The organism is Aeromonas sp. QDB11, assembly GCF_027705265.1.
GTDB classification, from domain to species: domain Bacteria; phylum Pseudomonadota; class Gammaproteobacteria; order Enterobacterales; family Aeromonadaceae; genus Aeromonas; species Aeromonas allosaccharophila.
On the sequence record NZ_JAPDBM010000087.1, the window covers coordinates 1 to 14050 of the forward strand.

11 protein-coding genes are annotated in these 14050 nt (G+C 60.4%); 7 read left to right on the top strand and 4 right to left on the bottom strand.

The genetic code is table 11. The features are described from left to right. Positions 1-706: 706 nt before the first annotated feature. Positions 707-1471, top strand: a complete 765-nt coding sequence (gene cphA, locus OKC40_RS20305; RefSeq protein ID WP_182938168.1) for a CphA family subclass B2 metallo-beta-lactamase — start codon at positions 707-709, stop codon at positions 1469-1471. A gap of 227 nt (positions 1472-1698) precedes the next feature. Further along, positions 1699-2970 (top strand): hypothetical protein, encoded by a 1272-nt coding sequence (locus tag OKC40_RS20310; RefSeq protein ID WP_182938167.1) that lies wholly within the window; start codon positions 1699-1701, stop codon positions 2968-2970. Between the two features lie 88 nt (positions 2971-3058). On the opposite strand, the gene OKC40_RS20315 is transcribed toward OKC40_RS20310, so the two are convergent. The 3 genes from OKC40_RS20315 to OKC40_RS20325 form a co-directional block, all read right to left on the bottom strand. Beyond that, positions 3059-4309, bottom strand: a complete 1251-nt coding sequence (locus tag OKC40_RS20315; RefSeq protein ID WP_182938166.1) for a DEAD/DEAH box helicase — start codon at positions 4307-4309, stop codon at positions 3059-3061. Between the two features lie 98 nt (positions 4310-4407). Further along, positions 4408-5883, bottom strand: coding sequence for a GGDEF domain-containing protein (locus tag OKC40_RS20320; RefSeq protein ID WP_182938165.1), 1476 nt, complete (start codon positions 5881-5883; stop codon positions 4408-4410). Between the two features lie 189 nt (positions 5884-6072). Then, positions 6073-6537 carry a hypothetical protein gene (locus OKC40_RS20325; protein ID WP_182938164.1) on the bottom strand — a complete coding sequence of 155 codons (465 nt, stop codon included), beginning with the start codon at positions 6535-6537 and terminating at the stop codon, positions 6073-6075. A gap of 198 nt (positions 6538-6735) precedes the next feature. On the opposite strand from OKC40_RS20325, the gene OKC40_RS20330 reads away from it, so the two are divergent. Continuing rightward, a complete protein-coding gene (locus OKC40_RS20330) occupies positions 6736-7644 on the top strand; it encodes an SAM hydrolase/SAM-dependent halogenase family protein (protein ID WP_139707551.1) in 909 nt (302 codons plus the stop codon). A 177-nt stretch (positions 7645-7821) separates the two neighbouring features. Further along, entirely contained in the window at positions 7822-10860 is a 3039-nt protein-coding gene (locus OKC40_RS20335; protein ID WP_182938163.1) for a cytochrome c peroxidase, read from the top strand. 69 nt (positions 10861-10929) lie between these two features. Here the strand turns inward: OKC40_RS20335 and OKC40_RS20340 are convergent, their stop codons facing one another. Then, positions 10930-11490 carry a gamma carbonic anhydrase family protein gene (locus OKC40_RS20340; RefSeq protein ID WP_005343397.1) on the bottom strand — a complete coding sequence of 187 codons (561 nt, stop codon included), beginning with the start codon at positions 11488-11490 and terminating at the stop codon, positions 10930-10932. A gap of 202 nt (positions 11491-11692) precedes the next feature. Here OKC40_RS20340 and OKC40_RS20345 point away from each other — a divergent pair, with 202 nt between their 5' ends. The 3 genes from OKC40_RS20345 to OKC40_RS20355 all read left to right on the top strand — a co-directional run bounded on the left by OKC40_RS20345 (position 11693) and on the right by OKC40_RS20355 (position 13728). After that, positions 11693-12334, top strand: coding sequence for a ribonuclease T2 family protein (locus OKC40_RS20345; RefSeq protein ID WP_182938162.1), 642 nt, complete (start codon positions 11693-11695; stop codon positions 12332-12334). 72 nt (positions 12335-12406) lie between these two features. Next, complete coding sequence (locus OKC40_RS20350) at positions 12407-12685, top strand: helix-hairpin-helix domain-containing protein (RefSeq protein WP_182938161.1); 279 nt, start codon at positions 12407-12409, stop codon at positions 12683-12685. Next, positions 12682-13728, top strand: a complete 1047-nt coding sequence (locus OKC40_RS20355) for an NAD(P)H-dependent flavin oxidoreductase (RefSeq protein ID WP_182938160.1) — start codon at positions 12682-12684, stop codon at positions 13726-13728. Before OKC40_RS20350 ends, OKC40_RS20355 begins: the two co-directional genes overlap by 4 nt. Positions 13729-14050: the final 322 nt, after the last annotated feature.

Below are 14050 nucleotides of genomic sequence, written 5' to 3' on the forward strand. Positions count from 1 at the left end.
TTGCGATTAAATCAGATCACAAACGAAGCCTTTTTTCTATCTATTTCAATTGGTTGTAGCTAAAGATCCTGTACATGTACATGAACAACGACCCAACATTGATACCCGGATGAGCACGGTAGCCATAATGAGGTATTGTGGAGAGGAGAACAAGAGGGTCTTCAGTGCGAATAGCTACTAAGCGTACTTGGGCCAGCGTGAAATAAGATTACCGAAATGCCGTTGATATCCATGGTGTCCTGCTAGTCTTGCCATCATCATTTTCACGGTAAACGGACGATTACGCTGCGCTAATCGTCCCTACATTATGTGGCTTATTGTTACCTCCCCCTCATCCCCGGCCCTTCTCCCCTTGTTTGTGATCAAGAGTGGGAGAAGGGAGCAGATATGCTCCGCTGGTTGTGTGTTGGCTCTGTGGTGCGGGTGAATATGAGTAGCGTGGAATTGGCACGGGCCATCCCCTCTCCCTCGGGAGAGGGCTAGGGTGAGGGGCAGCTATCTGTGTTGTAGGTTCGAATAGCGCAGCGTATTCGGACGTTCGCGAATAGGAGGTGGCCGCCGATTTTCCCGGACTTTCCCCAGACTTCACCTTCTCTTCACAGAACCTCATTTTCCCCTCACAAATCCCCCGTATCTTCTGCCCACTGCTTAAAAGGCCCTGCTTGCCACAGGGGTGGCGAGGGGCCGGTTGGAGTGAGGGAGCAAGATGATGAAAGGTTGGATAAAGTGCACATTGGCCGGGGCCGTGGTGCTGATGGCGAGTTTCTGGGGTGGCAGCGTGCGGGCGGCGGGGATCTCCCTCAAGCAGGTAAGCGGCCCGGTTTATGTTGTTGAAGATAACTACTACGTAAAGGAAAACTCCATGGTCTATTTCGGGGCCAAGGGGGTGACTGTGGTGGGGGCGACCTGGACGCCGGATACCGCCCGCGAGCTGCACAAGCTGATCAAACGGGTCAGCAGCAAGCCGGTGCTGGAGGTGATCAACACCAACTACCACACCGATCGGGCGGGCGGTAACGCCTACTGGAAGTCCATCGGGGCCAAGGTGGTGGCGACGCGCCAGACCTGGGATCTGATGAAGAGCGATTGGGCCGAGATTGTCGCCTTTACCCGCAAGGGGCTGCCGGAGTATCCGGATCTGCCGCTGGTGCTGCCCAACGTGGTGCACGATGGTGACTTCACGCTGCAAGAGGGCAAGGTGCGCGCCTTCTTCGCGGGCCCGGCCCACACGCCAGACGGCATCTTTGTCTACTTCCCCGACGAGCAGGTGCTCTATGGCAACTGCATCCTCAAGGAGAAGCTGGGCAACCTGAGCTTTGCCAATGTGAAGGCCTATCCGCAGACCATCGAACGGCTCAAAGCGATGAAGCTGCCGATCAAGACGGTGATCGGCGGCCACGACTCCCCGCTGCACGGCCCCGAGCTGATTGATCACTATGAAGCGCTGATCAAGGCGGCGCCGCAGTCATAACCGCCGCATGACAGACCGCCTGCAAGCCTTGCCATTGCTGCACTCTGCGCCATAACGGCCCACTACAAAACGCCCGCTTTCAGGAAATAAGTGGGCGTTTTTCTGTTGCGGCTTTTCTGCGGCCGCTTATTGCGGGCGTTGGCACGGCGAGATTAAGGCTGTTCAAGGCGGGTGGGCTTTCATAAGATGGCCTTCTCTCTTTTCCCTGAAAGTTATCCATTTTCGTTATGCAATACGCCTCTCTCGCGCGCCTCAAGCAGGCCTTTATCACCGGGATGTGGGCCTCGCTGGTCAGCATCGTTATCGGCTTCGCCTTCAAGGTGTGGCTGGCGCAGTGGGTCGCCAAGGGGGAGCTGGCGCTGTTCAACAGCGTGGTGGACCTCATCTCCCTCTCCTTTATCCTGATGACAGGTTTTCGCTCCTCCATGGTGGTGAGCTACTCCCAGACCAAAAACGATCGGGACATCATCAATATCTTCCGCTACTTCCTCATCGGCATCGTGCTGCTCACCTGGGGGACGGTGATCCCCTATATCAAGCACGGGCTCCATATCCGGGTGGAGTATCTGCAACTGGTGGGGGTGATCTTCGGGCTGGGGCTCAAGGTCTACTTCACCAATCTGGTGGCCATGTACCGGATGTATGCGCTCTCCAACCGGGTCACCTGGCTGGAGCCGCTGGCCAATGGCCTGCTGTTTATGGCCTGTTACTTTGGGCTCGGGATGGCTGCGCTCCCTTCGCTCTTCTACGGGCTGACCTTCTCCTCGCTCGCCATCGCCGGTTATATGTATGTCTCGCGGCGTCGGGCTATCGCCACCAAGCCGCTGGCCAAAGTGGCGCTCGGCCCCGAGATGGTGAGCTATGTGAAGAAGAGCTTTACCGCCTCGCTGGAGGCGGGGGCCAGCATCCTGATGATTTACATCACCGTGCTGCTCACCATCCGCCACTTCAGCATCGACGAGCTGGGGGATTTTCAGGTGGTGGTGCGCCCCATCTTCACCTATATGACCACTCTGTTTGTCTTCCCCATCTACCGCTTTGTGCTGCCGGAGCTGGCGGTCAATCTGCGCAACGGCGATCACCGCCAGATCAGGATGATCCGCCGCTGGATCTTCCGTCTCTCCGCCATCGTCAGTCTGGTGTTCTTTGTGCTGATGCTGCTGGCGGGCAAGCTACTGGTGTTGCTGCTGTTCCCCGTCGACTATGTGGGCGCCGTGCCCGTGCTGTTCCACTTCTCCATCTTCTTTATCTTCATGATGCTCAACGGCTATCAGCTCGCCTATATCAAGGCCCATGGCCACTTTACCCAGAGCCTGCTGATCCGGCTGGCGGGCATAGTGGCGCTGGTGGCGGCCTACTATCTGGTAGCCCGCTTCACCACCAATGTGGTGGCCATTATCGTGGCACTCGGCCTCGGCTATATGGCGATGTTTATTCTCTCCACCCTGGCGGAGCGGCAGATCCTGAAATCCCTGCCATTGGTGCTGGCGACCCGCTAGGTGTTCAGTCGCCAAGGGTGGCGCTGGTCTGTATTGGATAATAAAAAACGCCCATTCGGGCGTTTTTTGTTGGTGGGATTGAGGTGGCTTAACGCTTGCCCTTGCCACTCTTGTTACCGCTTAGGGCCTGTTTTCTGGCTCTCTGTTTCTGGGCGGCCTTGCCGTTGCGGCGCGGCTCGGGTTCGAAGCGGGTGAGGTCTGGCTCAAAGCCCGGGAACCACTGCTGGGGCAATCGTGTGTCGAGCACGGCTTCCACCTTCTCCAAGAGCGGCGCATCTTCCGGGCTGAACAATGTGATGGCCAGCCCCTTGTTGCCGGCGCGGCCGGTGCGACCGATGCGGTGGACGTAATCTTCGGCCACAAAGGGGAACTCCAGGTTAATCACGTAGTTGAGATCCAAGATATCGAGGCCGCGGGCCGCCACATCGGTGGCGACCAGCGCCTGCAGGGTGCCGGCGCGAAACTCAAGCAGTACCTTCTCCCGCGCCCCTTGCGACAGATCGCCGTGGAAGGCGAGCGCATTGATGCCCGCCTTGCCGAGCTGCTGGGCCAGCTTGTCGGCCCCTTGGCGGGTACGGCTGAAGATAAGTGCGGGCGCCCAGTCCTTCACCTTGATCATGTATTCCACCAACGCCAGCTTGCGCTCGCCATCCACCGCATAGACCCGCTGCTCCACCTCGGCCGCCGTTGTGTTGCGCGGCGCCACTTCAATCAGTTCGGGGTCGCGCAGCAATACGCGGCTCAAGGCAAACAGGTTGTCGTCGCAGGTGGCCGAAAAGAGCAGGGTCTGACGATCCGCAGGGATCTGTTTCAGCAGGGCCTTGATCTCGTCCATAAAGCCCATGTCGAGCATGCGGTCCGCCTCGTCAAACACCAGATGGCGGAGGCTATCAAGGCTCAAGGCCCCCTGCCGCAGATGGTCGAGCAGGCGGCCCGGGGTGGCGATCAGCAGATCCACCCCGGCTTGAAGCGCGTCGACCTGCGCCGCGATACTCACCCCGCCATAGACCAGCGTGCTGGTGAGGCCGGTGCCTTGCCCGTAACGCGCCACACTCTCGGCGACCTGCACCGCCAGCTCGCGGGTCGGCACCAGTACCAGTGCGCGGATCGGGCGTGGGGATTCTGCTTGCGGCTGCGCCAGCAACTGCTCCAGCAGCGGCAGCACAAAGGCGGCGGTCTTGCCGGTGCCGGTCTGGGCGCCAGCCATCAGATCCCGCCCCGCCAGAATGACCGGGATGGCGCGAGCCTGAATGGGGGTGGGCGCGGCATAGCCGAGTTCGCTCAGGGTCTGCTGCAGATGGGGGGAGAGGGCCAGTTCGGCAAAGGAGGCAATGGACATAGAAGGCACCAGTAGGGGGTTATCGCGGCCAGCGGCCACAACGACACAATCATCGTGGCCGCGATGGTAACAGAAGCAGGGGGATCGGCAGAAGGCGGCTATGCCTCTGCGTCGTCCGGCAACGGGCGGATCAGCCGGATCGTTTTACCCTTGTAGCAGGCGATGTTGTGTTTGCCATGCTGTTTGACGTGGTAGAGCAGCTCGTCGGCCAGATGCACCGCCTCGGTGACGGTGAGGTAGTCGCGAATGCGGATCACCCCGGCGGAGAAGGTGATGGGGGCTGGCAACTCGGGGATCTGCAAGGGGGCGTTTAACAGCCGCTCGGCCGAATGGATCATCATCTCGTCATCCTCCATCCCCTGAAACAGCACGATAAACTCCTCGCCGCCCCAGCGGATGGCGGTATCGATCTTGCGAATGCTGACCTTGAGGTGGCGGGCAAAGGCGATGAGTGCGGCATCGCCAATGCTATGACCATGCAGATCATTGATCGACTTGAAGTTGTCGATATCGAGGATCATCAGGTAGTCGTGCTCGTGCAGCAGCCTCTGGGTGAGAATGTCCCGCCGTGGCAAGCGGGTCAGGTGATCGGTATGGGCCAGGGTGCGCAGCCGCTGATAGATCTGCTTCCATGCCACCATCACCAGCAAAATGATGATGAGATAGATCTTGAACGCGGGGCCGTGAAAGGCCAGCTGGATGAAATCGAGCCAGGAGTAGGACCACCTCAGATAGAGATCTTCCCCTGCCTTGGTGCGCATAAAGGGTTTGCTCAGGCAGATCTGCCAGGGGAGGCAGGGCTCGGCAGCCTCAAACGAGATATCTGTACGGGTCGGATTGACGGTATCGAAGGGGTGCAGCACATCCCGAAACGCCTCATCGACGGCGATGTCGATGCTAAGCAGCCCGTACTTGTAGCCGCCGCGCCCCGACTGATGAATGAAGGGGAAGCTCATCACTATGGTCTTGCGCATGCTGAAGCTGTCGATACCGATATCGGAGACAAAGGCCTCATCGGAGCTGCAGAAGGGGCGGCCGGGTGCAAAGCTGGCGCAACCGAAGTAGTGATACCAGGCGGGCAGTGTCATCAGATCCAGATTGATCGGCGCCAGTCTGGCGGGCAGCAGCTTGTTGTCGGCCACCATGCCGATCAGCCGGTAGTCATTCCAGATGGTGTAGATGTTGATCACCTCCGGATAGGAGAGGGCATAACGAAAGGTGTTGAGGAGATTGGCGGCCGGGTATTGCAGCGGCACATCGGCAAAGCGGTGCTTGCTTCTCAGGTCGTAGCCATAGAGGTAGTTGGTGTTCGACTCGTTGCGAACGAGGTGGGCGGGAGTCTCCAGCGACCGCTGGTAGGCGAGATAGCTGGTGATGTTCTCCACCTCGAGGATCTTGGCCCGCTGGTAGAACACGTCGAACACGTTCTTCTGCTTGGCGGTGATGAGGTCCATGTCGTGGCGCAGGCTCTGATAGGTGTAATAGAACACGCAGCCCAATCCGGTCAGTATTAGCAGGGTTACCCCCAGCAGCGTCAGTTTGGGGTGTTCGATTCTAACCTTATGCCAAGCCATGGCGAGGGGCGCCTCCAGAGTGAAAAGGGTGTGATATTGCTGGCAGGTCGCCAGATTAGCTGGAGTATACGTCAAAGCAAGTCCGGGAGAGTCCGCCGCTGCCGTTCATCGCCGACAGCGGGGTGGTAGCCGGCAATGAGCGGATAGTTGCTCCCGAGGGGATACGCTGGTGAGCGGCGGCGTAGTCAGCTATTCGACGATCAGCACGCTCTCGCTGGCCAGATGGTGCAGCCACTCTCTGGCGATCAGCAGCACGGCAGCAAAGCACTCATCACGCGGCAGCAAGCTGGTGGCGAGGGGATCCCCTTCCGCCATGGCGGCGAGCTGGCCGAACGCCTGCTCCACCAGATCCCGGTCGAGCTGGTTGTCCCCCAGCACTTCGGCCAGTGACGGCTGGCTGCGCAGGGTCAGCTGCAAGCCGGGCGGGATCTGCGGGGCGATGCGCATCAGCTCATCTTCCACCACCATGATGGCCCGCTCCAGTTCGAGCGGGGTGGGCGGCGCATGGCGAAACGGTCCGGGCTGGATGGCGTGGGTGCCAAAGGCCAGCGGGTAGTGTGAGGGGGCCCCATCTGGCTGGCTAAGCCAGACCTGACTGCTCTGTTCACCAATCTCCAGCAGCAGGGTCATCATCTCGGGTACGGGTTGTGTCATGGTGCCGGGCTCCTGTATTGTAAACGTTTTCCCATTCTGCCTTTGATACCCCCGCTGTCGCCGTTTGGCGAGCACAATTTCTGCGAGTCGCCCCTCACTTTGGTGCAAACTCCTTGCAAAAAAATCTATCAATGGCAGTCTAGATGTCTAAATGGCTGTTGCCGTTTCGTTATCCTCAGATGATTCAGGAGTTCAGATATGGATATTCGCACCGCTCCCCGCGCCATCGCGCTCGCTCTCATGCTGGCCAGCGGCATCGCCGCCGCCAACGAAGCGCTGGTGATCCAGACCGATTTCGGCCTCAAAGATGGCGCCGTGTCGGCCATGAAAGGGGTCGCCTTCGGGGTGGATCGCACCCTGCCGCTCTATGATCTGACCCACGAGATCCCGGCTTACAACATCTGGGAAGCCTCCTACCGCCTCTACCAGACCCTGCAGTATTGGCCCAAGGGCACCGTGTTTGTCAGCGTGGTGGATCCCGGCGTGGGCACCGATCGCCACTCGGTGGTGCTCAAGACCAAGAGCGGCCACTACATCGTCACCCCGGACAATGGCACGTTGACTCTGGTAGCCGAGCACTTCGGCATCGAGGCAGTGCGCCAGATTGACGAGAAGCGCAATCGCCTCAAGGGCTCCGAGAAGTCCTACACCTTCCACGGCCGCGATGTGTACGCCTACACCGGTGCACGGCTCGCCTCCGGCGCTATCAGCTATGAGCAGGTCGGCCCGCTGCTGCCCGCCGAGGTCGTGAAGATCCCCTATCAGCCTGCGGTAGCCGAGAAGGATGGTACCCTCAAAGGCACCATCCCGATCCTCGATGTGCAGTACGGCAACGTCTGGACCAATATCGACGATGCGCTGCTGACCAAAGTGGGGATCAACAAGGGGGATAACGCCTGCATCAAGATCAGCGAAGGGGATGCGGTCAAATATGACGGCAAGGCACCCTACGTCAGCAGCTTCGGCGATGTGCCGGAAGGCCAGCCGCTGGTCTACCTCAACAGTCTGCTGCAGGTGTCGGTGGCGTTAAACATGGACAGCTTCGCCGCCAAGCATCAGGTGCAATCCGGCGCCAACTGGCATATCAGCCTGAAGAAGTGCTCCTGAAGATTGTCGGGCTTTCGACAAGCGGGTTTGAAGCAAGCGAGGGCAGCCAAAGAGGCTGCCCTCTCTCATTGGCTGATAAGGAGTTGCTGTCAAAAAGCATATTAATTGAATGCAATTGATAATGATTGGTATTTGGTTGGATAATCGCGCACTTGTCTGACCACCTAACCATAACGAATGAAAACCAGCCTTTTACTGCTCAGCCTGCTGGCCCTGACCGCATGCAATGACAATCACAGCAATACGTCGGTGGCCCCCTCACCCGAGGTGACCCCGCCGGTCGTCAAGCCGACTGAACCGCCCATCACGCCACCCATAGTACCGACAGCGACTCATACCCGGGTGCCCCTGACCATAGAGGTCAATGTGGCGGATCGGCTGGGGGCGGGTGCACAGCTCGAGGTGAAACAGGTCGCCACCGGGATCCGCGTGCAACAGGCCATCGAACCGGGCCAGCTTGTCAGCATCACCTTGCCAGCAGGTCTGCAACTGGATCAGCCGCTGGAGCTGCTCGGTAGCGACGAGGGCTATCTGCTGCGTGCGGTATCGGTGCGGGTGGTGGATCTCTCGGCCGGGATCACTCTGGCGCGCCGCAACAGCGTGCCGCGGCTGGGATTGAACGAGGAGGAGACTGCGCTCTTCCTGCTGGCGGATCAGAGCGGAGATGGTTCCCTCAGTCAGGCCGAGTGGGGCAGGGCAGAGGAGATCCGCGTGCAGCAACAGGCAGCCATTGAGGATTACGCGGCCTTCCTGCTGGCCCAGCGCCAGCCGGGCGCCGTGCTCGACTATGCCGATAGCTGGCAGATGCTGCTGGCCCTGCGCGATGACAAGCAGGCGCGTAGCTGGTATCAGCGCAGCAACAGCGTCCAGATCCAGTCCGCTCGCACCCAGCTCTATCCCGCCAATCCCAGCCAGCCGGACGAGCCGGAGACGGCGGATCTGCTGCGCCTCGATGAGCAGGGCCAGCTGGTGGTGCGCGGCCCCTGGCAGTGCCTGCACGATGTGCGCACAGTCAGCGGGGTCAAGGGCAGCCAGTACTGGCTTTATGGCAGTGACACCAGTGCGTTGACGGTTGCCAGCCAAGCACAACTGGCGGCGGTGCCGAGCGGTTGTGGCCGCAGCGACTGGCGCCTGCCGACCCTCACCGAGTTCGAGCGATTGCTGAGCAGTGACAAGTCGGCATGGCGTTACCCCAATACCTTTGCCGTCCCCCTGCCCACCCAGCTCTGGCTGCAGGATGGTGCGGGTCAGCCCCGTCTCTATCAGCTGGCGACCCGAATCTGGCTGGATGAGGGAGAGGGCAGTCTGCTCTGGTATGCGCTGGCACCCTATCCGGTGCGACCCTCCGTGGTACGCGACAGCAGCAAGCCGGACATGGCGGCCCTGCGCGCCCAATACAGCGGTTCATCGGCCCAATGGCCTGCCGCCCGGGTGGATGACGGGGTGGAATGGCAGGAGCTGGGGCTGCTGCCGGCGGTTCCTTTCCCGGCCGACAACCCCTATAGCCGGGCCAAGGTAGTGCTGGGTCAACAGCTCTTCTTCGACAAGCAGCTTTCCAAGGGGCGGGACATCAGCTGTGCCAGTTGCCACGATCCGCAAAAGGGGTGGAGCGACGGCCTGAGCGTATCGGTCGGTCATCTGGGCCAGAAGGGTAATCGCAACGCCCCCTCCATCCTCAACAGCGCCTTCAGCTCGACCCAGTTTTGGGACGGGCGGGTCGCCACGCTGGAGGAGCAGTCGCTTCACCCGATCCAGAACCCCATCGAAATGGCGCTGAGTCATGACGAGCTGCTGGCTCGCTTGCAGGCCAGCCCCGACTATCAGGCTGCTTTTGCCACCGCCTTTGGCGATCAGGGGATCACGCTGGAGCGGATCGCCAAGGCGATCGCCACCTTCGAGCGCACCATCATTAGCCGCGACAGCGATTTTGAGCGCTTCGTCAAAGGGGATAGTCAGGCTATCAGTGACAAGGCGCTGTGGGGGATGCACCTCTACCGCACCGATGGCCGCTGCATGAATTGCCACTCCGGCCCGCTGCTGAGTCAGCACGGGTTCGAGAGCGTGGGGCTCACCTATTACGGTCGTGGCAAGCTGGAAGATCGCGGTCGCTTCCTGCAGACCCGTGACAAGGCAGATATCGGTCGCTTCAAGACCCCCAGCTTGCGGGACGTCGCCTTTACCGGCCCCTATATGCACAACGGCATCTTCCCGATCCTGGCCCAGCGTATCGGCGGCTCGGTGCAGGGGGTGGTGGCCATGTACAACTTTGGCGTGACCAAGTGGAGCAGCGGGGTCGGCTTCCCGACCGGTGCGGATCAATACGATCCCTTCTTCCCCAAAGCCTCCGATCACCTGCATGCCCTTGGCCTCAGCAATGACGAGCTGGATGCCATCGGCGAGTTTTTGCGCAGTGCCTCGGCCGAGCCGCGTCGCACCCCGGCCACGGTCGCTGAGCTGGGGGTGAGTGAGGCGGATGATCCGACCCCGGTGGGGGCGGTGATCACCGGATTGGCGGTGCTGCCTACCCAGCCTCAGTTGGAAGTGGGGCGCTCACTCCCTCTGCAACTGCAGTGGCAACTGAGCGATGGCTCTCTCGGCCTGCTCGGTGCGCCTGTTGAGTGGCGCAGCGAACAGCCGGAGTTCGCCACCGTGAGTCCGCAGGGCGAGGTACGCGGTGTGGCGGTCGGTACGGCACGACTGGTGGTGACCACGGCTCGTCACACGTTGACCGTAACGGTGCAGGTGGTCGATGCCCAGCCCGATTTTGCCCGGGGCTGCCGTCAACCCGAGCTGGTGGCGGGCAAGCTGGTCTTTGTCTGCCAGTTGACCAAGGACGAGGCGGAGCGTCTGTCCATCTCCTATGACGGTGTGAGCAGTGACAGCGATGGTGACTACAATCCCTTCCCGCTGGAGTATGTGACCATGGGTCAGGCGCGGGCGCGGGATTACTGCCAGCAGCTGGTGGCACGTGGTCATGATGACTGGCGTCTGCCAACCCGGGCCGAGCTGGAGGCACTGTTTGCCGCCTACAACAAGGATGGCGCGACGGATCAGTTGCTTCAGCAGCAGGGGTGGCCGCTCTACAACCGCTACTGGAGCAGCGATGCGACTGCCAATGACGATGGTGAGCTGCCGCTGCTAGATCTGAGCACTGGCGACCCGCTGTGGGATCTGGTGGATGAGGCTCATGCCGCCACCTGCGTCAGGGCCATCTAGCCTTCATAGATAGTCAGATGAAAAACGGGCGCCTCGGCGCCCGTTTTGTTCTCTGGAAATAAAGAGGGATCAGAACTCGTTGGAGAGCGCCTTGTACCCTTTGACCAGATCGATATTGGTGTGAGCTACGTCTTCGGAGAATTCGGCAGCATCGACCGAAACCCGCGGAATATGGGTCAGATCGCTCTGCTGGTTGATGCGGGTGGTGGAGGGGACGTAGAACTCCGGCGGCAGATCGCAACCATCGATCACCGAGTTGTGGCGCACCACGGCACCGTCGCCGATATGGCAGTTGAACAGCACGCTGTTGAAACCGATAAAGACCCGGTTCCCCACTTCGCACGGCCCGTGGACGATGGAGCGGTGGGCGATGGAGGTGTACTCGCCGATGGTGACGGCGGCGCCGGATTTGGAGTGGATCACCACGCCATCCTGGATGTTGGAGTTGGCGCCGATGACGATGGGCTCCATCTCGCCGTTAGCATCCACCTCGTCGGCGCGGATCACCGCATAGGGGCCGACAAAGACATTCTCTTTGATGATCACCTTGCCGCAGATGATGGCGGTCTTGTCGATATAGGCGGATTCGTCGATGACAGGCAGATGGCCGGAGGGATTCTTGCGGATCATGTTACATCCTGTGGTTGCCAAGAGGATTATCTGGTGGTGGGCGAGGAGCCTACCGGTCGGTCAGCTTACCCCTGCTCGCCCTCTGGTGAAACCCCTGACTGGTCTGACCCTTGTCGCGCACCGTCTCGGCATGGCTGTTTCCCGCCGCCAGAATATGGGAGCATGTCTGTCATCCCGAGTCGCGTTAGATGGACATATATAGATGAAGAAGATGATTGCCCTGTTGGCGGGTGGTTTGTTGCTCTCCTCGGCCGTGCAGGCCAAAGGGGAGGCGGGGGAGTTTGACTATTACGCCATGGCGCTCTCCTGGTCGCCCGAGCATTGTGCCGTCAAACCGGCGGATCGGGACCAGTGTTCCCGCAAGCTGGGCTTTGTGCTGCACGGTCTCTGGCCCCAGTACGATCGCGGTTACCCCAGCAACTGCACCCGCGAACGGCTCGATCCCGATATGGAGAGCGAGTTTGCCGACCTCTACCCCAGCCGTTTTCTCTATCGCCATGAGTGGGAGAAGCACGGCACTTGCTCCGGGCTGAGCCAGCAGGCCTTCCATCAGCTGGCGAGCGATTTGCGCCTGAAGGTGAAGATCCCGGCGGTCTATCAATCGCCGGAAGAGCCGCTGCGCAAAACCAGCTTCCAGCTCAAGGCCGATCTGGCGAGCGTCAACGAGTGGCTGGCACCCGACAACATCACGGTGGCCTGCGCCGATGGTGGCCGCTTCCTGCGGGAGATCTACATCTGCGTCAATAAAGAGGGGGCGGATGCGGTCACCTGTTCCGCCGAGATGCAAAAGCGCGAGCGCCGCTCCTGCGGTCAGCCGGATTTCCTGCTGCGCAGCGTGCGTTAAGCCTCCACTCTCTTCATCAGGCCCCTTGCGGGCCTGATGTGTAACCAAGGTTATCGGAAAGGAGTCTGACAGATGGATGGCAACAACCGGTTTGGCCCGACAGAGCGGGCCCTGCTGCTCGGCGTGAAAGGAGTGGGGCCGACCGTTATCGTGCGGCTCGAACAACTTGGCTACCATACCCTGGCCGGATTAGCCGAGGCCGATACTACCCATATCGTCCAGCTGGTGGCCAGCATGCTGGGCTCGACTTGCTGGCAGAATAGCCCGCAGGCGCGCAGTGCCATCGACGGCGCCATTGCGCTGGCCCGCGCACATCTGGCGACGGACGCGACAAACGGGGTGAATGGATGAGCCTCTTTACCGAACTGGGAATGCGTTATCCCATCATTCAGGCGCCGATGGCCGGTGTGCAGGGCAGCGATCTGGCGCTGGCCGTGACCCGTGCGGGTGGCTTGGGCTCCTTGCCTGCCGCCATGCTCACGCCAGCGGAGCTGCGCAGCGAACTGGGGCGTCTTGCCCAAAGTGGCCTTGGGCCATTTAACATCAACTTCTTTTGCCATCAGCAACGGGAGCCGGATCCCGTTGCATTGGCCCGCTGGCAGCAGCGCCTTGCCCCCTACTATGCCGAGTTCGGCGTGCAGCCCCCAGCCGTTACGACGGCGCCAAGCCGAGCCCCTTTCAATGAGGAGCATGCTGCCATGGTGGCCGAGTTCAGACCGGCGGTGGTCAGCTTTCACTTCGGCTTGCCCGCGCCCTCGCTGCTTGCTCAGGTGAAAGCGGCGGGGGCCAGGGTTTTTGCCAGCGCCACCACGGTGGCTGAAGCCGTATGGCTTGCTCACCACGGCGCCGACGCCATCATCGCCCAGGGATTGGAGGCGGGTGGTCATCGCGGCCATTTCCTCTCTGATGATCTCGCCTTGCAGCAGAGCACCTTGACCCTGCTGACGCAGATCCTCGCGGTGACCGATCTGCCGGTGATTGCCGCAGGCGGTATTGTCGATGGCAAAGGGATCACCAACGCGTTGGCGCTGGGTGCCAGCGCCGTGCAGATGGGCACCGCCTTTCTCTGCTGCGATGAAGCGACCACCTCGGCGCTGCATCGCGCCGTCCTCCATTCACCCCAAGGCCAGCAGACGGCACTGACCAATCTGTTCAGCGGCCGCCCGGCTCGGGGTATCGTCAACCGTCTGATGAGGGAGCTGGGCCCGCTCTGGGATCTTGCCCCTCACTTCCCCTATGCAAGTGGCGCACTGGCACAGCTGCGCGCCGCCGCCGAAAAAACGGGTGACAGCGGCTTCTCTCCGCTCTGGGCTGGCCAGAATGTGTCGGGCTGTCGAGATCTTCCTGCAACCGAGCTGATGGCGTGCTGGGTCAAAGAGGCTGGATTGGGATAAGCGCTGCTATATATACCTCTTTATATAGGAAAGGCCGTTGGTGCTGCACGTCAGGCGCGACGGTGCGGCGATGATGGATGAGTGCCTGTCCTCTTGTGAGGCACTTATCCGGAGACAAAACCCCGCATTTCACCCACTCCTGTGGATAAGTCTGTATAAAGACTGTGTGTTGATATGAATAACTAATAAATTGCACTTTTTTGCAATTTTATTGCGGTAAAGCCTTGCCAATGTGAGCTGGATCTCTATAATGCGCCACATCGACAGGGCAAGCGGCAACGCAAACAACCTCGTCGATAACCTCGAAAAGCCTTTGAAAATA

What these genes read in the sequence shown, in the direction of transcription:
- OKC40_RS20310 (WP_182938167.1), top strand. Translation starts at nt 1,699, where the DNA reads ATGCAATACGCCTCTCTCGCGCGCCTCAAGCAGGCCTTTATCACCGGG.
- OKC40_RS20330 (WP_139707551.1), top strand. Translation starts at nt 6,736, where the DNA reads ATGGATATTCGCACCGCTCCCCGCGCCATCGCGCTCGCTCTCATGCTG.
- OKC40_RS20320 (WP_182938165.1), bottom strand. Translation starts at nt 5,883, where the DNA reads ATGGCTTGGCATAAGGTTAGAATCGAACACCCCAAACTGACGCTGCTG.
- cphA (WP_182938168.1), top strand. Translation starts at nt 707, where the DNA reads ATGATGAAAGGTTGGATAAAGTGCACATTGGCCGGGGCCGTGGTGCTG.
- OKC40_RS20350 (WP_182938161.1), top strand. Translation starts at nt 12,407, where the DNA reads ATGGATGGCAACAACCGGTTTGGCCCGACAGAGCGGGCCCTGCTGCTC.
- OKC40_RS20315 (WP_182938166.1), bottom strand. Translation starts at nt 4,309, where the DNA reads ATGTCCATTGCCTCCTTTGCCGAACTGGCCCTCTCCCCCCATCTGCAG.
- OKC40_RS20355 (WP_182938160.1), top strand. Translation starts at nt 12,682, where the DNA reads ATGAGCCTCTTTACCGAACTGGGAATGCGTTATCCCATCATTCAGGCG.
- OKC40_RS20325 (WP_182938164.1), bottom strand. Translation starts at nt 6,537, where the DNA reads ATGACACAACCCGTACCCGAGATGATGACCCTGCTGCTGGAGATTGGT.
- OKC40_RS20345 (WP_182938162.1), top strand. Translation starts at nt 11,693, where the DNA reads ATGAAGAAGATGATTGCCCTGTTGGCGGGTGGTTTGTTGCTCTCCTCG.
- OKC40_RS20340 (WP_005343397.1), bottom strand. Translation starts at nt 11,490, where the DNA reads ATGATCCGCAAGAATCCCTCCGGCCATCTGCCTGTCATCGACGAATCC.
- OKC40_RS20335 (WP_182938163.1), top strand. Translation starts at nt 7,822, where the DNA reads ATGAAAACCAGCCTTTTACTGCTCAGCCTGCTGGCCCTGACCGCATGC.